Source organism: Streptomyces sp. DSM 118878, assembly GCF_052936595.1.
In genome coordinates, this window is record NZ_CP193622.1 from 7,272,894 (window position 1) to 7,294,441 (window position 21,548).

The window sequence follows — 21,548 nt, forward strand, 5'->3', positions numbered from 1 at the left end:
TCATGGAACAGTCTGTAATCCGTGCCTCGACGTTCGTCGACGTGGTGGCCGAGCGGGCAGCCCTCTCGTCGGGCACCGCGTTCACGTTCGTCACCACCGACCTGCCCACCGGCGAGGACCACCCGGCCCTCACCTTCCCCGGCCTGCACGACCGGGCCCGCGCCATCGCCGCGCTGCTCGCCGAGCGCGTCGCCCCCGGCGACCGCGTGCTCGTCCTGCTGCCGCCCGGCCTCGACTACGTCGCGGGCTTCCTCGGCTGCCTGTACGCCGGCGCCATCGCCGTACCCCTCTACCCGCCGAGCAAGGGCAGCTACTCCGCGCGGCACCGCGCCGTGCTCGCCGACTCGGCCCCGGCGGCGGCGCTCGTACCCGGCGCGGTCCTCGCCGACCCCACGGAACTCGTCGACGCGGCGGGTATCCCCGACCTCCCGCTGATCGCGGTCGACGGCGAACTGCCCGACCCCGGACAGTGGCGCCGCCCCCGCATCGACGGCGACAGCGTCGCCTTCCTCCAGTACACCTCCGGCTCCACCGCCACCCCGCGCGGCGTGGTCGTCAGCCACCGCAACCTCGTCGTGAACTCCCGGCAGATCCAGGAGCGTTTCGGCACCACCGCCGAGACCCCCGTCGTCAGCTGGCTGCCCCCGTACCACGACATGGGCCTCATCGGCGGCATCCTTCAGCCGCTCTACGCGGGAACCACCAGCACGCTCTTCTCGCCCGTCTCCTTCATCAGCCGGCCCCTGCGCTGGCTGCGCCTGATCTCCGAGACCCGCGCCCGCATCAGCGGCGGCCCCAACTTCGCCTACGACCTGTGCGTGGACCGCATCCCCGAGGAACACCTTGCCGGGCTCGACCTCTCGCACTGGCGGATCGCCTTCAACGGCGCCGAGCCCGTGCGCGCGAGGACACTGGAGCGGTTCGCCGAGCGCATGGCTCCGTACGGCTTCGACCGTGGCGCCTTCTTCCCCTGCTACGGACTCGCCGAGGCCACTCTCATGGTCTCCGGCCGCACCGTCGGCGACTCCCCGGTCGCCGACCGGTTCGACGCCGACTCGCTCGCTCCGGGGCGCACGCCCGTCCCCGCGGCGGACGGCCTGGGCGTCGTCGGCTGCGGACCCGTCGCGAAGGACCTCGCGGCCACCGTCGCCGACCCGGACACCGGCGTCGCCTGCCCGCAGGGCACGGTCGGCGAGATCTGGGCCTCGGGCGAGAACGTCGCGTCCGGGTACTGGGGCCAGGAGGACCCCGAGCACCGCACGTTCGGCGCCGTGCTCGACGGTGACCCCCGCGGCTACCTGCGCACCGGCGACCTCGGCTTCCTCCATGACGGACAGCTCTACGTCACCGGCCGCAGCAAGGACCTGATCGTCGTCCGCGGCCGCAACCACTACCCCCAGGACCTTGAGCAGAGCGCACTCGACGCGCACGACACCCTGCGCAGGGGCGCCGCCGCGTTCGCCCTGGACCTCGAAGGACGCGAAGAGGTGTGCGTCGTCCTGGAGACCGCGGTCGGCCACCGAACGGAGGAGATCGCCGAGGTGACCGGCCTCGTCCGGGCCCGCCTCGCCCGCGACCACGGCGTCACCCCCGGCTCCGTCGTCTTCGTGCGCCCCGGCAGCATCCCCCGCACCACCAGCGGAAAGGTCCAGCGCTCCGCGACCCGGGACACGCTGGTCGGCGGCTCGCTGAAGATCGTCCACCGCTGGGACGCCGGGCGAGCGGGCGACCGCGCCGCACTCCCCGGACACCTGTGGCAGGAGAGCGCCCGCGAGACCGTCCTCGCGCTCGCCAGCCGCCGCCTGAACACCACCATCGACCCCGACCAGCCACTGGTCGCCCAGGGCCTGGACTCGCTGGGCGCCGTCGAGCTCAAGGCGGACGTCGAGGAGGCCATCGGTCTCGATCTCTCCCTACAGGCGCTTCTCACCGGTGCGAGCGTCAGCGACCTGCTCCTCGACACCCCGGTCGGCGACGCCCTCGCCCCGGTCGGCGAGGACCGCGACCCGGAGCCCCTCGCGGACGGCGCACCGCGACGCCACGAGCTCTCCGTCAACCAGCAGGCGCTGTGGATCCTGGAGCAGCAGCACCCCGGGACCGCCGCCCAGCACATCTACGTCGCCGTACGCTTCCTCACCGACGTGGACGCCGACGCCCTGCACCGTGCGTTCCAGACACTCGTCGACCGGCATCCCGCCCTGCGCACCGCACTGCGGTGGAGCGAGGACTCCTCCTACCAGGAGGTGCTCGACCACCTGGACGTGGCGTTCGTCGTCGAGGACGCCACCCACCTCGACGCGGAGCAGCTCGACGAACGCCTCAAGACCGAGGCCCAGGGCGAGATGTTCGCCCTCGACGAGGGCCGGGTGCTGCGCGTCGTCCTCTTCCGCAGGCCCGGGGGCGACATCCTGTCCTTCGTCGTGCACCACATCGCCGTCGACATGTGGTCGATGGCGGTCCTCACCGACGAACTCGGCCGTCTGTACACGCGGGAGAGCGGCGGCACCGCCGTCGTACCCCCTGCGCCGACCGCCGACTACACGAGCCACGGACGGCGCCAGCGGGAGCTGCTCGACTCGCCGCGCGGCGAGCGGCTGTGGGAGTACTGGAGCCATGAGCTCGACGGTTGCAGGCCCGTCGTCGAACTGCCCGTCGACCGGCCTCGCCCGCCCGCGCAGACCTACCGCGGCGACACCGTCCCGCTGACCATCGACGCCGAGACCACCACGGCGCTGCGCAAACGCGCCGCTGACGAGGGCACCACGCTCTTCGTGTCCCTGCTGTCCGTGTTCCAGTCCGCCGTCCAGCGCTACACCGGCCAGGACGACTTCCTGGTCGGCGTGCCCGCATCAGGCCGCAGCGACGGGGATCTGCACGGCGTCGTCGGCTACTTCGTCAACCCGGTGCTCATCCGCTCCCGCATGGACGCCCGGCGCACCTTCAGCGAACAGATCCACGAGACCAAGCAGTCCGTGGCCGGGGCCATGCAGCACCAGGACATGCCCTTCCCCGTCCTCGTCGAACGCCTCGGACTGGCCCGTGAGGCCTCCAGGCCCCCCGGCTACCAGCTCATGTTCAGCCTCACCCGGTCCCACCTGGGCCAGGGCGACGGCATCGCCGCGCTCAACCACGGCCGCGCCGGCGTCCGCGTCCGGGTGGGCGAACTCGAAGCGGAATCCCTCGACCTGGTCCGCCGCACCGCGCAGATCGACCTGACCTTCGTCGTCAGCGAGGTCGGCGACCGGCTCGAAGCCGCCCTCAACTACTCCACCGACCTCTTCGACCGGGAGACCGTCGTCCGTTTCGGCGAGAACTTCGCGGCCCTCGCGGCCCGCCTCGCCGAACAGCCCGCGCTGCCGCTCGCCGAGATTCCCTCGGCCCGCGCCCGCGAACTGCGGCAGATCGCCGAGTGGAACACCACCGCGACCGACTACCCCCGCGCCGACTCCGTGCCCGGCCTCTTCGCCGAACACGCCGCCGCCCACCCCGACGCCCCGGCCCTCACCTACGGGGACCTGACCTACAGCTACCGCGAACTGGACGCCGTCTCCAACCTCCTCGCGCGCCGCCTCGTCGAGCTCGGCGTACGGGCCGAGACACCGGTCGGCCTGCACGTCGACCGCGACCCCGCCGTGGTCGTCGCCATGCTCGCCGTCGCCAAGGCCGGCGGAGCATACGTCCCCCTCGACCCCGCGCACCCGCCGCAGCGGCTGCGGCAGATCCTCGCCGAAGCACGCCCCACGCTGCTCCTGGCACCCGCCACCGCCGACATCGGCGGCTGGGGCGAGGAGCTGACCCGGCTCGACCCCGGCACGTTCCTCACCGCGGCCCCCGCGAGCGACCTCGAGGCCACCCGGCCCGTCGAACCCGCCGTGCCCCCGGGGCCCGACAGCCTCCTGTACGTGATGTACACCTCCGGCTCCTCCGGCACACCCAAGGGCATCTGCATCACGCACCGCAACGTGGTCCGCCTCGTCCGGGACACCGACTACCTCTCCCTCGCCCCCGGCGACCGGGTCGCCCAGATCTCCAACACCGCCTTCGACGCGGCCACCCTGGAAATCTGGGGCGCCCTGCTCAACGGCGGTCAGCTCGTGGGCTTCGGCAAGGACGTCGTCCTGTCCCCGCCGAGCCTCGCGCACGCACTGCGCGACCACGACATCCACACCGTCGTCATGGCCACACCCCTGTTCACCCAGGTCGTCGGCTACGACCCCGCCACGTTCGCCGCCACCCGCCAACTCCTGGTCGGCGGCGACGCCATGGACCCCAAGCGCGCCCGTGAGGTCGCCGAACTCGGCGGCCCCCTCCTCACCAACGGCTACGGACCCACCGAGTCGACCACCTTCGCCACCTGCCAGCAACTGCCCGAGGTGCCGGGGGACACCTGGCGGCTGCCCATCGGCGGCCCCATTTCCAACACCCAGGTGTACGTCCTGGACGAGCGGCTGCGCCCCGCCCCCATCGGCGTCCCCGGCCAGTTGTACATCGGCGGCGACGGGCTCGGCCGCGGCTACCTCGGGCGCACCTCGCTGACGGCCGAGAAGTTCCTGCCCGACCCCTTCAGCACGACGCCGGGCGCCCGCATGTACGCCACCGGCGACCTGGCCCGCTGGCTGCCGAACGGCGCGATCGACTTCCTCGGTCGGGTCGACTTCCAGGTCAAGGTGCGCGGATACCGCATCGAGCTCGGCGACATCGACGCCGCGCTCAACGGCCACCCCGGTGTCCTGGAAGCGGTGACCGTGGTCGACGAGACGACGGGCGACAAGCGGCTGGTGTCCTACTACTCCGGCACGCCGACGGCCGGCGAACTCATGGCACACCTCGGTGAGCGCCTGCCGGAGTACATGGTGCCGGCCGTCCTCGTGCCCCTCGACGAACTGCCCAAGAACCCCAACCGGAAGATCGACCGCTCCTTGCTTCGGCTGCCGGAGACGGGGCCTGTCGGCGCGGCTACGACTGCGGCCACGGCTTCGGAAGGGGCCACCACCGGCAACCCCGCACAGCCCGCGGCCACGAACGGCTCCGGCTCCGCTCCCGGCGACGGACTTTCGGTCCTCCAGGGTGAGGTGGCGGGGTTGTTGGCGGAGGTGTTGGGGCGTGGGGAGGTTGGTCTGGATGACAACTTCTTCGAGGTTGGTGGGCATTCGTTGTCGGCGATCCGGTTGATCGCGCAGATCAAGCAGCGGTACGGGGTGGATCTGGCGCTGAATGAACTGTTCACGGACCCGACGGCCCGCGCGGTAGCCGACCAGATCGCGGAGCGCACCGGCGTCGGCGGCTCCGATTCCGCGCCTGCGTCCGGCGACGGGCCTTCGGTTCTTCAGGGTGAGGTGGCGGGGTTGTTGGCGGAGGTGTTGGGGCGTGGGGAGGTTGGTCTGGATGACAACTTCTTCGAGGTTGGTGGGCATTCGTTGTCGGCGATCCGGTTGATCGCGCAGATCAAGCAGCGGTACGGGGTGGATCTGGCGCTGAATGAACTGTTCACGGACCCCACGGCCCGCGCGGTAGCCGACCAGATCGCCCAGAGCACCGGCGCGGACGGGACCGGTACGCCGGCGGCCCACCCCGACGGCAGGCCGCCCGCCCCTTCGGTGCCTGCCCCCGCCACTCCCGCGGGCCCGACCGCGGTGTCCCGCAGCGCGTACGCGCGACCGGAGCCCGAGTCCGGCGGCACCACCACCACCACCTCCGGCCCCCGGTAGCCGACCCGCCACCCCGTACCCCCGAACACGACCGCGAGCGAGGAACCCGATGAACTCAGGCCAGGTCTATGTCATGCCGGCGTCTCCGGCGCAAGTCGGCCTGTGGCTGCTCGTCGAGCTCGACCCCACGAACACGGCGTACAACGTGCCTGCCGCGATGCGGCTCACCGGGCCCCTGGACCTGGCCGCACTGGAGCGGGCGCTGCGCAGGCTGTGCGAGCGGCACGAGATCCTGCGGACCACCTTCACGGTCGACGCGGGGGAGGTGCGGCAGGTCATTCACCCCGAACCGCTCCTGGAGGTGGACCGGCACGACCTGCGCGGGCTGGGCAGCGCCGCGGAGGAGGCGTGCCGCGACGCGTGCGCGCGCCGCGCCGCCGAACTCTTCGACCTGGAGAGCGGACCGCTCCTGCGCGTCCACGCCTTCCACCTGGGCGAGGACGACCACGTCGTGTCGATGCTGATGCACCACATCATCACCGACGGCTGGTCGATGGGGGTGTTCATCAAGGAACTCGCCGTCCTGTACCTGGGCGAACTGGCCGGCGGCGGCGTCGACCTGTTGCCCCCGCCGGCTCTCCAGTACGCCGACTTCGCCGTCTGGCACCGGGACTGGCTGCGCGGCGTCCAGGACGAACAGCTCGGCCACTGGCGCGGAGCGCTCGCCGACCGCGATCTGGTCCTGGAACTGCCCACCGACCACGCACGCCCCAGGGTGCCCACCTTCGGGGGCGACCGCGTCACCGCCGTGGTGGACAAGGACGCCACCGACCGGATGCGCCGCATCGCGGCCGGGCACGGCGCGACGGCGTTCATGGCGACGCACGCCGCGTTCGCCTCGGTGCTGGCCCGCAACGCCTCGCAGCAGCGGGTCAGGATCGGTGTCCCTTCGGCGAACCGCGACCACCCGAACACCCAGGAGCTGATCGGCTTCTTCGCCAACACCCTGGTCGTGGAGACCGCATGGGACCGCGACCTCACCTTCGGCGGACTGCTCGGCCAGGTCCGTGAACGCACCGCGGAGGCCCTGACCCACGGGGACGTGCCGTTCGGCGAGGTCGTACGGGAGCTGGGCGGCCGACGCGACCGGTCACGCAGCCCGCTCTTCCAGGCCATGGTGGCCATGGACAACGCACCCGGTGGCTTCGACATCGCCCCCGGCCTCACCGCGCACCGCTTCGACGTCCCCCTGCCCGGCGCGAAATTCGACCTCACCCTGTTCGTCCACGAGGGCCCGGCAGGCACCGAGCTGGGCCTGGAGTACGCCACCGACCTGTTCACCCGACAGACCGCCCAGGACCTCCTCGGCCAGGTCCTCGCCGTCCTGGACGCGGGTCTCGACGCGCCGGAGCGGCCGCTGCGGGGCCTGCTCCCGGTGAGCGAGGAGCAGCGGCGCCGCCTGATGGCCTGGGCCCAGGGACCCACCACCGCTCCGGAGGAGCACGGCCCCGCCACGGCGCTCGAACTCTTCGCCCGCCAGGTGGACACCGCCCCCGACGCGCCCGCCCTCGTCACCGGCGACCGGACCGTCAGCTACGCGGAGCTCGACACCGAGGCCATGCGCATCGCCGCGGCCCTGGCGGACGCGGGTGTCGGCCCGCACGACGTGGTGGGCGTGGCCGTGCCGCGGTCCGCCGAGCTCGTGGCCTCCCTGCTCGCCGTATGGAAGCGGGGCGCGGCCTACGTCCCCCTCGACCCGGCCCAGCCCGCAGCCCGGCTCGCGACGATCGTGGCCGACGCACGCCCGGCCGCCATCCTCGAGACGGACGGCCACGCGGCGGCGCTCGCGGACGGCACCCCGCGCCTGGACGTCCGGTCGGCGACCACGACCGAATCCTCCGCGGCCGCCGCACCGGCCGCCGCCGCCGGAAGCGGCGCGCAGAACCTGGCGTACGTGCTGTACACGTCGGGCTCCACCGGCCGCCCCAAGGGCGTGCAGATCACCCGGTCCGGCCTGTTCAACTACGTGAGTTGGGCCGCGGCGGAGTACTGCCCGGGGGAGCCGCCGGTCGCGCCGCTGCACACCACCATCGGCTTCGACCTCACGGTCACCAGCCTGTGGGTGCCCCTCACCACCGGCGGAACGGTCCACCTCGTCGACGAAGACCACCCCCTGGACGGCCTCGCCGAGATGCTCACCGGCCCGGCACGCCCCAGTCTCGTCAAGCTGACCCCCGCCCACCTGGAGGCGCTCTGCCGCCTCCTGCCCAAGGGCGCGCTCACGGGCCTGTCCGTCTGTTTCGTCGTGGGCGGCGAGGCGCTCGCGCCGAGCCTGGTGCGGCGCCTGTTCGCCGTGGCCCCCGACGCCAGGGTCGTCAACGAGTACGGCCCCACGGAGACCGTCGTCGGCTGCAGCGTCGCCGAAGCCGTCGCCTCCGACGACCTCGGCGACCGCCCGGGCATGCCCATCGGCCGGGCGATTCGTAACACGCGGTTGTATGTGGTGGATGAGTGGTTCGAGCTGGTTCCGGTGGGTGTGCCGGGTGAGTTGCTGGTCGGTGGTATGGGTGTGGGCCGCGGTTACCTGGATGATCCGGTGCGTACGGCGGCGTCTTTCGTGCCGGACCCGTTCTCGGAGGTTCCCGGTGCCCGTCTCTACCGCACGGGTGACGTGGTCCGTTACTTGCCCGACGGGCAGATCGAGTTCCTGGGCCGCCGCGACCACCAGGTCAAGATCCGTGGCCAGCGGATCGAACTGGGTGAGGTCGAGTCGGCCCTGCGCGGGGTCGAAGGCGTGGCGGACGCGGTGGCGGTGGCGGTGGAGGACCACTTGGGCCAGGCTCGTCTTGCGGGGTATGTCGCGGGTGGTGTTGATGCGGACGCGGTGCGGGCTGCGGTAGGAGCTCTTCTGCCGGATGCGATGGTGCCGTCGGCGATCGTTGTGCTGGATGCGTTGCCGCTGACGCCGAACGGCAAGGTGGACCGGGCCGGGTTGCCGGCGCCGGAGTTCGCTGAGCTGGGTGTGTATGTGGCGCCGGAGAGTGTGGTGGAGCGTCGGGTCGCGGAGGTGTTCGCCGATGTGCTGGGTGTGGAGCGGGTCGGTCTGGGCGATGACTTCTTCGCACTGGGAGGACACTCCCTTCTCGCCACCCAGCTGATGGCGCGGGTGCGGGAGCGTTTCAGTGTGGAGTTGCCGTTGCGTGCGCTTTTCGAGCAGCCGACGGTGGGTGGGCTTGCCGGGCTGGTGAGCGCGGCAAGTGAGTCCGTGACCATCCCGCTGGTGCCGGTGGAGCGTACCGGCCCGGTGGAGTTGTCGTACGCGCAGCAGCGTATGTGGTTCCTGCACCAGTTGGAGCCCGACAGCGCCTCCTACAATGTCCCGGCTGTCGTGCGTCTCCGGGGTGCTCTCGATCCGGAGCGCCTGCGCTCCGCGTTGAATGCTGTCGCCCTCCGGCATGAGGTGTTGCGCACTGTCTTCGCCGAGGTGAACGGCCGGCCGGTCCAGGTCATCGGTGACACCCCGCTCATCGACTTCACGCAGCGGGACCTGCGGGGCAGTGACGATCCCGAGGCAGCGGCCCAGCACATCGCCACGGAACTCGCGGCCCGCCCCTTCGACCTCCAGCACGGCCCACTGACCCGCTGGGTCCTGACCCGACTCGACGACCAGGAGTTCCTTCTCGCCTTGTCGATGCATCACATCGTGTCGGACGGCTGGTCGGTGGGTGTGTTGTTGCGTGAGGTGGAGGCGGCGTATGCGGGTGTGGCGTTGCCTGAGCTGCCGGTGCAGTACGCGGACTTCGCGTTGTGGCAGCGTCAGTGGCTGGAGTCGGGGGTGCTTGAGGAGCAGCTCGCGTATTGGCGTACTGCACTTGAGGGGGCTCCGCCGGTTCTGGACCTGCCTACGGATCATCCGCGTCCGGCCGTGCCGAGCTACCGGGGTGATCATCTGCGTACCGGTTTGAGTGCGGACACCACGGCGGGCCTGAACAGTCTCGCCCAAAAGCATGGCGCGACGTTGTTCATGGTCTTGCATGCCGTGTATGCGACCGTGCTTGCGCGTCGGGCAGGTCAGGATGACGTCGTTATCGGTGTGCCTGTTGCCAACCGCTCACGAACCGAGACCGAGAATCTGATCGGTTTCTTCGTGAACACTCTGCCCATTCGCAGTCGGATTGCTCTCCAGGGGTCTTTCTCCCGTCTCCTGGAGCATGTCCGTGAGGCGTCTTTGGATGCTTTCGCTCATCAGGATGTGCCGTTCGAGCGGGTGGTGGAGGTGCTTGCCCCGGAGCGTGATCTCTCGCGCAATCCGGTTTTCCAGGCCATGTTCGCCCTTCAGAATGCGCCGCAGGGCAGTGCGGGTGGTGGGCTGGAGGGGGTGGAGATGGAGCGCCTTCCGCTGGAGGAAGGCATGTCGAAGTTCGACATCATGCTTCTGGCGGAGGAGCCGCTGGACGGTGACGAGTCCGGTCTGCGGATCACGCTGGAGTACGCGACAGATCTGTTCGGGCAGGAGACGGCTCAGGCGGTCCTCGACGGCTTCATCCGGGCATGCGAGGTACTGGTCGCGAGCCAGGGGACCCTCACCGTCGCAGAGCTGACCGCGGTCTCGCCTGCGGAGCGGGTTCGTCTGGTGGAGGAGTGGAATGCCACTGACTGTGCGGATGTGCTCGGTGGTGTGGTGCAGCGGGTGCGTGCGTTGGCGGTGGAGCGGCCGGGGGCGGTCGCGGTGCAGGATGAGGGTGGGTCTGTTACGTACGGTGAGTTGGTGTTGCGTGCGGATGGGTTGGTCGGTCCGCTGGGTCGTGCGGGTGTGGGGCTTGGGGAGCGGGTTGCGCTGTTCTTGGACCGGGGTGTGGATGCGGTAGCCGCGGTGCTCGGGGTGCTGGGTGTGGGTGCGGCTTATGTTCCGTTGGATCCGCGTGCGCCGTTGGCGCGCTCTGCGGCGATCTTGTCGGACAGTGGTGCGCGTGTCGTTGTGACCAATGCGGTGAACGAGGCGGTGGCGCGGCAGCTGGCGGAGGGTGTGGAGGAGTCGGTCACTGTGGTGGTCGTATCCGCCGAGGCGATGGCTGCCGAGGGCGCCGAGGGTGCCGAGGGCGCCGAGGGTGCCGAGGGTGCCGAGGACGTCGTGCTGACTGAGGTGTTGGGCGACGGCGACGATCTGGCGTATGTGATTTATACGTCGGGGTCGACGGGGCGTCCGAAGGGGGCGATGGTTCATCGTCTGGGCATGGACAACCATCTGTTGGCGAAGGTGGAGGATCTGGGTCTGGCCGGGTCGGATGTGGTGGTGCAGAACGCGTCGTTGACGTTCGATATTTCGGTGTGGCAGATGCTGTCGGCGTTGGTGGTCGGTGGTCGGACTGTGGTGTTCGGTGATGAGACTGCGCTGGATGCGACGGGGTTGTTCGAGCGGTCCTCGGGTGTGGGTGTCACGGTGTTGGAGGTGGTGCCGTCGTTGCTGCGGGCGGCGCTGGATGCGTGGGACACGCTGGAGGTTTCGCCGGAACTTGCTTCACTGCGGTGGCTGGTGGTGACGGGTGAGGCATTGGCGCCGGATCTGTGCGAGCGGTGGTTGGCGCGTTATCCGCAGATTCCGTTGGTGAATGCGTATGGTCCGACGGAGTGTTCGGATGATGTGACGCACGCTGTCATCAAGGGCACGGATGCGATGGGTCTGGTGCGGGCACCGATCGGCCGGGCGATTCGTAATACGCGGTTGTATGTGGTGGATGAGTGGTTCGAGCTGGTTCCGGTGGGTGTGCCGGGCGAGCTGCTGGTCGGTGGTACGGGTGTGGGCCGCGGATACCTCGACGACCCGGTGCGTACGGCGGCGTCTTTCGTGCCGGACCCGTTCTCGGAGGTTCCCGGTGCGCGTCTCTATCGCACGGGTGACGTGGTCCGTTACCTCCCGGATGGGCAGATCGAGTTCCTGGGCCGGCGTGACCATCAGGTCAAGATCCGTGGCCAGCGGATCGAACTGGGTGAGGTCGAGGCCGCGTTGAGGTCCGTATCGGACGTCACCGACGCGGTGGTCACGGCTACCCCCGACCATCTGGGCCAGACCCGCCTGGCCGGCTATGTGACCGGCCGGGTGGACATGGACAAGGTGCGCGCCGTCGTTGGGACTGTCCTGCCGGATGCGATGGTGCCGTCGGCGATCGTCGTTCTGGACGCGTTGCCGCTGACGCCGAACGGCAAGGTGGACCGGGCCGGGTTGCCGGCGCCGGAGTTTGCTGAGCTGGGTGTGTATGTGGCGCCGGAGAGTGTGGTGGAGCGTCGGGTCGCGGAGGTGTTCGCCGATGTGCTGGGGGTGGAGCGGGTCGGTCTGGGCGATGACTTCTTCGCACTGGGAGGACACTCTCTGCTCGCCACCCAGCTGATGGCCCGTATCCGGGAGCGTTTCAGTGTGGAGTTGCCGTTGCGTGCGCTTTTCGAGCAGCCGACGGTGGGTGGGCTTGCCGGGCTGGTGAGCGCGGCGAGTGAGTCCGTGACCATCCCGCTGGTGCCGGTGGAGCGTACCGGCCCGGTGGAGTTGTCGTATGCGCAGCAGCGTATGTGGTTCCTGCACCAGTTGGAGCCCGACAGTGCTTCTTACAATGTCCCGGCTGTCGTGCGTCTCCGGGGTGCGCTTGTTCCGGAGCGCCTGCACTCCGCGTTGAATGCTGTCGCCGTGCGGCATGAGGTGTTGCGCACGGTCTTCGCCGAGGTGAATGGCCGGCCGGTCCAGGTCATCGGTGACACCCCGCTCATCGACTTCGCGCAGCGGGACCTGCGGGGCAGTGACGATCCCGTGGCAGCGGCCCAGCACATCGCCACGGAACTCGCGGCCCGCCCCTTCGACCTCCAGCACGGCCCGTTGCTCCGGTGGACGCTGGCGGAACTGGGCGACGAGGAACATCTGCTGGCCATGTCGATGCATCACATCGTGTCGGATGGCTGGTCGGTGGGTGTGTTGTTGCGTGAGGTGCAGGCGGCGTATGCGGGTGTGGCGTTGCCTGAGCTGCCGGTGCAGTACGCGGACTTCGCGTTGTGGCAGCGTCAGTGGCTGGAGTCGGGGGTGCTTGAGGAGCAGCTCGCGTATTGGCGTACTGCACTTGAGGGGGCTCCGCCGGTTCTGGACTTGCCTACGGATCATTCGCGTCCGGCCGTGCCGAGCTACCGGGGTGATCATCTGCGTACCGGTTTGAGTGCGGACACCACGGCGGGCCTGAACAGTCTCGCCCAAAAGCATGGCGCGACGCTGTTCATGGTCTTGCACGCCGTGTATGCGACCGTGCTTGCGCGTCGGGCAGGTCAGGATGACGTCGTTATCGGTGTGCCTGTTGCCAACCGCTCACGAACCGAGACCGAGAATCTGATCGGCTTCTTCGTGAACACTCTGCCCATTCGCAGCCGGATTGCTCTCCAGGGGTCTTTCTCCCGTCTCCTGGACCATGTCCGTGAGGCGTCTTTGGATGCTTTCGCTCATCAGGATGTGCCGTTCGAGCGCGTGGTGGAGGTGCTTGCCCCGGAGCGTGATCTCTCGCGCAATCCGGTTTTCCAGGCCATGTTCGCCCTTCAGAATGCGCCGCAGGGCAGTGCGGGCGGTGGGCTGGAGGGGGTGGAGATGGAGCGCCTTCCGCTGGAGGAAGGCATGTCGAAGTTCGACATCATGCTTCTGGCGGAGGAGCCGCTGGACGGCGACGAGTCCGGTCTGCGGATCACGCTGGAGTACGCGACAGATCTGTTCGGGCAGGAGACGGCTCAGGCGGTCCTCGACGGCTTCATCCGGGCATGCGAGGTACTGGTCGCGAGCCAGGGGACCCTCACCGTCGCAGAGCTGACCGCGGTCTCGGCTGCCGAACGACACCAACTCCTTGATCAGTGGAACGCCACCGACCGTGCCGAACGCCTCGGCGGAATCGTGCGGCGCATCCGCGCCCATGCCAACGCGCACCCGGAGGCGGTCGCCGTCCAGGACCCGCGGGGCTCCGTGACGTACGCCGAACTCGCGGTCCGAGCGGACCACTTGGCGCGGCGTCTGTCCGCATCCGGCGTCGGAATCGGTGACCGCGTCGCCCTTCACCTGGACCGTGGAATCGGCGCCATCACTTCCGTCCTCGGCGCGTTGGGCGCCGGTGCGGCGTACGTGCCGCTCGATGTCCGCGCCCCACTGGCCCGCAGCGCCTCCGTCCTCGCCGACAGCGGCGCATGCCATCTCCTCACGGACCTCCAGGGGCTGCCGACAGCACGTCAAGTCGCGGAGGCGGCAGGTCGGCCGGTCGAGATCGTGGTCGTTGATGGTGCGTCCGCCGAGGCGAACGCTGCCGAGGGTGCCGAAGACGTCGTGTTCGCTGAGTTGTTGGGTGGCGATGGCGATTTGGCGTATGTGATTTATACGTCGGGGTCGACGGGGCGTCCGAAGGGGGCGATGGTTCATCGTCTGGGCATGGACAACCATCTGTTGGCGAAGGTGGAGGATCTGGGTCTGGCCGGGTCGGATGTGGTGGTGCAGAACGCGTCGCTGACGTTCGACATTTCGGTGTGGCAGATGCTGTCGGCGCTGGTGGTCGGTGGTCGGACTGTGGTGTTCGGTGATGAGACTGCGCTGGATGCGACGGGGTTGTTCGAGCGGTCCTCGGGTGCGGGCGTCACGGTGTTGGAGGTGGTGCCGTCGTTGCTGCGGGCGGCGCTGGATGCGTGGGACACGCTGGAGGTCTTGCCGGATCTTGCGTCACTGCGGTGGCTGGTGGTGACGGGTGAGGCGTTGGCGCCGGACCTGTGTGAGCGGTGGTTGGCTCGTTATCCGCAGATTCCGTTGGTGAATGCGTATGGTCCGACGGAGTGTTCGGATGATGTGACGCACGCTGTCATCAAGGGCACGGATGCGATGGGTCTGGTGCGGGCACCGATCGGCCGGGCGATTCGTAACACGCGGTTGTATGTGGTGGATGAGTGGTTCGAGCTGGTTCCGGTGGGTGTGCCGGGCGAGCTGCTGGTCGGCGGTACGGGTGTGGGCCGCGGATACCTCGACGACCCGGTGCGTACGGCGGCGTCATTCGTGCCGGACCCGTTCTCACAGGTTCCCGGTACCCGTCTCTACCGCACAGGCGACGTGGTCCGTTACCTCCCGGACGGGCAGATCGAGTTCCTGGGCCGGCGCGACCACCAGGTCAAGATCCGCGGGCAGCGCATCGAACTGGGTGAGGTCGAGGCCGCGTTGAGGTCCGTATCGGACGTCACCGACGCGGTGGTCACGGCTACCCCCGACCATCTGGGTCAGGCTCGTCTTGCGGGGTATGTCGCGGGTGGTGTTGATGCGGACGCGGTGCGGGCTGCGGTAGGAGCTCTTCTGCCGGATGCGATGGTGCCGTCGGCGATCGTTGTGCTGGATGCGTTGCCGCTGACGCCGAACGGCAAGGTTGACCGGGCCGGGTTGCCGGCGCCTGAGTTTGCTGAGCTGGGTGTGTATGTGGCGCCGGAGAGTGTGGTGGAGCGTCGGGTCGCGGAGGTGTTCGCCGATGTGCTGGGTGTGGAGCGGGTCGGTCTGGGCGATGACTTCTTCGCACTGGGAGGGCACTCTCTCCTCGCCACGCAGCTGATGGCGCGGGTGCGGGAGCGTTTCAGTGTGGAGTTGCCGTTGCGTGCGCTTTTCGAGCAGCCGACGGTGGGTGGGCTTGCCGGGCTGGTGGGTGCGGCGAGTGAGTCCGTGGCCATTCCGTTGGTGCCGGTGGAGCGTACGGGGCCGGTGGAGTTGTCGTATGCGCAGCAGCGTATGTGGTTTCTGCACCAGTTGGAGCCCGACAGTGCTTCTTACAATGTCCCGGCTGTCGTGCGTCTCCGGGGTGCCCTCGACCCGGAACGCCTGCGCTCCGCGTTGAATGCTGTCGCCCTCCGGCATGAGGTGTTGCGCACGGTCTTCGCCGAGGTGAATGGCCGGCCGGTCCAGGTCATCGGTGACACCCCGCTCATCGACTTCACGCAGCGGGACCTGCGGAAGACGTCGGACATTCAGGAGGCGGCGGTCCGGCTCACGGCCGAGCTGGCGCAACGCCCCTTCGACCTCCAGCACGGCCCGTTGCTCCGGTGGACGCTGGCGGAACTGGGCGACGAAGACTATCTGCTGGCGATGTCGATGCATCACATCGTGTCGGACGGCTGGTCGGTGGGCGTGTTGCTGCGTGAGGTGCAGGCGGCCTATGCGGGCATGGAACTGCCTGTACTGCCGGTGCAATACGCGGACTTCGCGGTCTGGCAGCGTCAGTGGCTGGCGTCCGGCGCGCTTGAGGAGCAGCTCGCGTATTGGCGTGAGGCGTTGTCGGATGCTGCTCTGGTGTTGGAGTTGCCTGCCGATTTCCCGCGACCTGCGGTGCCGTCGTATCGGGGTGCGCATGTGCGTGCGGTGTTGGGTGAGTCGGTGACGGACGCGTTGGGTGGGTTGGCGCAGCGTCATGGGGCGACGCTGTTCATGGTGTTGCAGGCGGTATGGGCGGCGTTGTTGGCTCGGCGTGCGGGTCAGGCCGATGTGGTGGTGGGGGTGCCGATTGCGAATCGGTCGCGTACGGAGACCGAGGGGTTGATCGGTTTCTTCGTGAATACGTTGCCGGTGCGCACACGTGTGGACTTGGGTGGCTCGTTCGGCGAATTGCTTGCGGGTGTGCGTGAGGCGTCTTTGGACGCCTTCGCTCATCAGGATGTGCCGTTCGAGCGTCTGGTGGAGGAGCTGGTGTCGGACCGGGATCTGTCCCGCAACCCCGTCTTCCAGGCTATGTTTACGCTCCAGAACGCACCCCGTACCGGTGTGGACATGGCAGGCATCGAACTGTCGCAGCTGGATGTGGAGGACGGCACGGCGAAGTTCGATGTCATGCTGCTCGTGGATGAGGCGGGTGGGGAGCTGGCGGTGACGCTGGAGTACGCCACGGACCTGTTCACACCGGACACCGGCCAGGCGCTCCTGGACGATTTCGTGCGTGGGTGTGAGGCGCTGGCGGAGACGTCCGGTGAGCTGACGGTTGGCCACCTGACGGCGGTCTCGGCTGTGGAGCGGGTTCGTCTGGTGGAGGAGTGGAATGCCACTGAGCGTGCGGATGTGCTCGGTGGTGTGGTGCAGCGGGTGCGTGCGTTGGCGGTGGAGCGGCCGGGTGCGGTGGCGGTGCAGGATGAGGGTGGGTCTGTTACGTACGGTGAGTTGGTGTTGCGTGCGGATGGGTTGGCCGGTCCGCTGGGTCGTGCGGGTGTGGGGCTTGGGGAGCGGGTTGCGCTGTTCCTGGACCGGGGTGTGGATGCGGTAGCCGCGGTGCTCGGGGTGTTGGGTGTGGGTGCGGCTTATGTTCCGTTGGATCCGCGTGCGCCGTTGGCGCGCTCTGCGGCGATCTTGTCGGACAGTGGTGCGCGTGTCGTTGTGACCAATGCGGTGAACGAGGCGGTGGCGCGGCAGCTGGCGGAGGGTGTGGAGGAGTCGGTCACTGTGGTGGTCGTATCCGCCGAGGCGATGGCTGCCGAGGGTGTCGAGGGCGCCGAGGGTGCCGAGGACGTCGTGCTGACTGAGCTGTTGGGCGACGGCGACGATCTGGCGTATGTGATTTATACGTCGGGGTCGACGGGGCGTCCGAAGGGGGCGATGGTTCATCGTCTGGGCATGGATAACCATCTGTTGGCGAAGGTGGAGGATCTGGGTCTGGCCGGGTCGGATGTGGTGGTGCAGAACGCGTCGTTGACGTTCGATATTTCGGTGTGGCAGATGCTGTCGGCGTTGGTGGTCGGTGGTCGGACTGTGGTGTTCGGTGATGAGACTGCGCTGGATGCGACGGGCTTGTTCGAGCGGTCGTCGGGTGTGGGTGTCACGGTGTTGGAGGTGGTGCCGTCGTTGCTGCGGGCGGCGCTGGATGCGTGGGACACGCTGGGGGTTTTGCCGGATCTTGCGGCTCTGCGGTGGCTGGTGGTGACGGGTGAGGCGTTGGCGCCGGACCTGTGTGAGCGGTGGTTGGCGCGTTATCCGCAGATTCCGTTGGTGAATGCGTATGGTCCGACGGAGTGTTCGGATGATGTGACGCACGCTGTCATCAAGGGCACGGATGCGATGGGTCTGGTGCGGGCGCCGATCGGCCGGGCGATTCGTAATACGCGGTTGTATGTGGTGGATGAGTGGTTCGAGTTGGTTCCGGTGGGTGTGCCGGGTGAGCTGCTGGTCGGTGGTATGGGTGTGGGCCGCGGTTACTTGGATGATCCGGTGCGTACGGCGGCGTCTTTCGTGCCGGACCCGTTCTCGGAGGTTCCCGGTGCGCGTCTTTATCGCACGGGTGACGTGGTCCGTTACCTCCCGGACGGGCAGCTCGAGTTCCTGGGCCGCCGCGACCACCAGGTCAAGATCCGCGGCCAACGCATCGAACTGGGCGAGGTCGAGTCGGCCTTGCGCGGGGTCGAAGGCGTGGCGGACGCAGTGGCGGTGGCGGTGGAGGACCACCTGGGTCAGACCCGCCTGGCCGGCTATGTGACCGGCCAGGTGGACACGGACACGGTGCGCGCCGCCGTTGGGACCGTCCTGCCGGATGCGATGGTGCCGTCGGCGATCGTCGTTCTGGACGCGCTGCCCCTGACGCCCAACGGCAAGGTTGACCGGGCCGGGTTGCCGGCGGCGGAATTCGCCGGGCTGGGCGTGTACGTAGCGCCGAACACGGTGCACGAGCACCTGGTGGCGATGCTCTTCAGCGAAGTGCTGGGGGTGGAGCGGGTCGGTCTGGACGACGACTTCTTCGCACTGGGAGGACACTCCCTCCTAGCCACCCAACTGATGGCCCGTATCCGCGAGCGCTTCGGCATCGACCTGCCGCTGCGCACCCTGTTCGAGGAGCCGGGGCTGCGGGAACTCGCCGCGCGGGTCGAGCAGGCCGAGGCCGAGCAGACGGACGGCGCCGCGCTGGACGACCTCGAACGCCTGCTGAGCGAGATCGAGTCCATGAACGACGAGACCGCGCAGCGGCTGGCGATGGACGAGACAGAAAGGGACAGCGTGGTCGACGGGAGGGTCGGGAACGGAGAAACCCTGGACACGGAAGGTGAGAAGTGAGCAAGAGCAGTCAACGCACCGGACGCTGGTTCGCCGAACAGCCGCCGGTACCGGACGCAGTGATCCAACTCGTCTGCCTGCCGCACGCGGGCGCGGGAGCGGCGACCTACCGGGAGTGGCAGTCGAATCTCGGCCCCGCGGTGGAGGTCATCACCCCTCAACTCCCGGGTCGCGAGGCGCGGTTCAGCGAGCCGTGCGCCACGTCGACGGCCGAGGTGGTCGACGCCCTGGTGGAACCGCTCATGGAGCGCCTCGACGATCCGTCGGCCCCATTGCCCACCGGGGCCGAGGGGCGTCCGGCAAGGCCGTTCGCGCTCTTCGGGCACAGCATGGGTGCACTCCTCTCGTACGAGCTCGCTCACGAGTTGGTACGGCGCGGTCGGCCGCCGGCACACCTCTTCGTTTCCGGCTACTCCGCGCCCCACCTTCCCCGGAACCCGCGGTACGACGTCGTGCACGAGCTGCCGGACGGCGAGCTGATCGAGCACATCGCCGCACTCCAGGGCACGGACGGTGCCGTCTTGGAGCACCCGGAGCTGATCCAGATGCTGCTGCCGGTGATGAGGGCGGACTACAAGGTCTGCGAGACCCACCGCTACACAGAACGTCCCCCGCTCTCCCTGCCGGTCACGGCGCTCGGCGGCACCACCGACCCCGGAGTGCCGGAGAAGAACCTCCGGGCCTGGGGCGACCTGACGGAGTCCGAGCTCGTGGTGCGGCAGTTCCCGGGCGGACATTTCTATCTGCACGCGCGATTCGACGAGGTCATGGACGCCCTACGCGCCGCCTTGGCTGCCGGGGGCCGACTGTCAGGGGGGAAACGGAGATGAACGATGTCGGCGGAGCGGCACGCGAGGGCCGGGAGAGCCGGATACGGCGGTACTACGAACTCGTGGACGCGGGGGACGTGCCCGGCCTGGTGAACCTGTTCGACGAGGACGCGGTCTATCGGCGGCCGGGATACGAGCCCCTCGTCGGCCATGCCGGCCTCGAACGGTTCTACCGTGAGCACCGCGTCATCAAGGAGGGGCGGCACACCGTGGCCACCCTGGTGCTGCACGGCGACGACGCGGCCGTCCACGGAGAGTTCCGTGGCGCTCTGCACGACGGCCGCGAAGTGGACCTGCGCTTCGCGGACTTCTTCACCTTCTCCGACGCGAACACCTTCCGCAGCCGGGACACCTTCTTCTTCACACCCATGGTCTGAGATCGGCCTTCACGCCCATGGTGCGATGAATGTCGTGTCCGGGGCGGACGCGCAGAAGCAGGCTCAGACTCGATCGGCTTCCCCCGGCTGTGTGAAATTTTGTGAGACGTGAGAGGGGCTGGGGCGTGAGTGAGACGCCGAAGAGCACCCTGCAATACCGCTTTGACGGCCCAGAAGACGCTCCGGTCCTGATCTTGGGTGCCTCACTTGGTACCACATGGCACAACGGACGTGACAGATGTTGACCCCCGTCGGCCTGCGGGGCGCGCAGCGGACAACAGGCCCGTGTCCGGCTGCTACATGCGGCAGAGGAGTGCCGGGCGCGACAGACGCGGCGAGAATCTGCATGCCGGGCGACAGTGGCCAACTGATGCGCCGTCCGGTGCCAACCGAAGGTTGATCCGAGCGACTCGGTCGCCGACCGCGAGAAGTTCGCGGAGCGCACCGCGGCGGCAGCGGCGCCGCACATCTCGGGGATGGAGATCGAAGACCGCCCCATGCCGGTTAACCGCGACGACCCGGTACGGATCGACCGCCCCGCCGGGGCACAGGGCGCCGTCGTCTGGCGGCACGACGGCGGCTGGCAGCAGGGCCTTAGCCTCTGTTTTCACCTGCTCAACCAGCCCGGACTGGACGACCGCCAGGAGACCTGGCCGCAGCGGATCTTCACCTGCGCCAGCGGCCCCACACCGTCCACGGCTCGCCGGCGGTCCTGTCCGCCGATGTCCCACAGCGGTAACTCACCGAACTCGGTGCCGCCCTGCGCCGCGCCCTGACAGAGCAGGGCCGCCCCCCTGGACGGGGCCGGCGAGGCCACCGGTATGCCGCCCTTCACCGGGCATACGCGACCCTGGCGCACCGCCAGGGCGTGACCGGGGCCCGTGGACCAACCGTCACTTGGCCGCGAGGTCGCGCCCGGTTTCTCCAGCCGCGATCAGGGCCTTGGTGTGGAGGTCGGCGGCGAGGTCCCTGAGGGACTCCATGCCCGGTGAGGCGGCGAGGGTGAGCTCGCGTTCGACGACGGTGAGGTCGGCCTGCCACACGTCGGTGAGGATGCGCCTGAGGTACGGGGTGGAGTGGTCCCACCCCTCGCGAGGGGTGCCGGGGGCGTATCCGCCACCGCGCACCGTGGCCAGGACGGTCGGCTTGCCCTTGAGGACCGGGCTGCCCAAGGGTGCCCCGGAGATGACCAGGTCGGTCCAGGTCTTGAAGTGCTGGGAGACACCGAAGTTGTACAGCGGTACGGCCAGTACCACCGCCTCGGCGGCCTCCAACTCCGCGACGAGCGACTCGGCGAGCAGACGGGCCTCACGCTGGGCGGGCGTGCGGTCGGGTTCGGGCACCAGAGCGCCGGTGTGCGCCTGTGCCCAGGCGTCGGCGGGCAGCGGATTGATGCCCAGGTGTCGGCGCACCACCGGCTCACCCGGGTGGGCCGCGGTCCACTCCGCTTCCATGATGTCGGCCAGTTCGGCGCCGGCCGAGGTGCCGGGAAGGATGCTGGCGTCAAGCCGGAACAGACTCATGATGTCTCCCTTGGGGTGCCGCTGGGACGTTGCCGCGGCGAAGCGGCGGCAGGCGAGTTGGTCTCGGCAGTTCGACAAGACAGCCACAGGGAATGTCAGGTGACACACCGGCCTCA

6 protein-coding genes are annotated in these 21,548 nt (G+C 69.0%); 5 read left to right on the plus strand and 1 reads right to left on the minus strand.

The features are described from left to right. Positions 1 to 2 precede the first annotated feature (2 nt). From ACRAKF_RS31590 to ACRAKF_RS31610, 5 genes are all read left to right on the plus strand, one after another. Positions 3 to 5,708 carry an amino acid adenylation domain-containing protein gene (locus ACRAKF_RS31590; protein WP_447041109.1) on the plus strand — a complete coding sequence of 1,902 codons (5,706 nt, stop codon included), beginning with the start codon at positions 3 to 5 and terminating at the stop codon, positions 5,706 to 5,708. 49 nt (positions 5,709 to 5,757) lie between these two features. After that, on the plus strand, positions 5,758 to 18,702 hold the full coding sequence (locus tag ACRAKF_RS31595) for an amino acid adenylation domain-containing protein (protein WP_447041110.1): 12,945 nt from the start codon (positions 5,758 to 5,760) through the stop codon (positions 18,700 to 18,702). Further along, positions 18,699 to 19,532: a thioesterase II family protein gene (locus ACRAKF_RS31600; RefSeq protein WP_447041112.1), complete on the plus strand. Its 834-nt coding sequence runs from the start codon at positions 18,699 to 18,701 to the stop codon at positions 19,530 to 19,532. Before ACRAKF_RS31595 ends, ACRAKF_RS31600 begins: the two co-directional genes overlap by 4 nt. Further along, a complete protein-coding gene (locus ACRAKF_RS31605) occupies positions 19,529 to 19,909 on the plus strand; it encodes a nuclear transport factor 2 family protein (protein ID WP_447041114.1) in 381 nt (126 codons plus the stop codon). The genes ACRAKF_RS31600 and ACRAKF_RS31605 overlap by 4 nt, the downstream gene beginning before the upstream one ends. 476 nt (positions 19,910 to 20,385) lie before the next feature. Continuing rightward, complete coding sequence (locus tag ACRAKF_RS31610; protein ID WP_447041116.1) at positions 20,386 to 20,685, plus strand: hypothetical protein; 300 nt, start codon at positions 20,386 to 20,388, stop codon at positions 20,683 to 20,685. Between the two features lie 117 nt (positions 20,686 to 20,802). Here ACRAKF_RS31610 and ACRAKF_RS31615 read toward each other — a convergent pair whose 3' ends face one another. Continuing rightward, complete coding sequence (locus ACRAKF_RS31615) at positions 20,803 to 21,432, minus strand: FMN-dependent NADH-azoreductase (RefSeq protein WP_447041118.1); 630 nt, start codon at positions 21,430 to 21,432, stop codon at positions 20,803 to 20,805. Positions 21,433 to 21,548: the final 116 nt, after the last annotated feature.

Coding starts and splice junctions, on each gene's coding strand:
- ACRAKF_RS31610 (WP_447041116.1), top strand. CDS start 20,386: ATGGAGATCGAAGACCGCCCCATGCCGGTTAACCGCGACGACCCGGTA.
- ACRAKF_RS31590 (WP_447041109.1), top strand. CDS start 3: ATGGAACAGTCTGTAATCCGTGCCTCGACGTTCGTCGACGTGGTGGCC.
- ACRAKF_RS31595 (WP_447041110.1), top strand. CDS start 5,758: ATGAACTCAGGCCAGGTCTATGTCATGCCGGCGTCTCCGGCGCAAGTC.
- ACRAKF_RS31615 (WP_447041118.1), bottom strand. CDS start 21,432: ATGAGTCTGTTCCGGCTTGACGCCAGCATCCTTCCCGGCACCTCGGCC.
- ACRAKF_RS31605 (WP_447041114.1), top strand. CDS start 19,529: ATGAACGATGTCGGCGGAGCGGCACGCGAGGGCCGGGAGAGCCGGATA.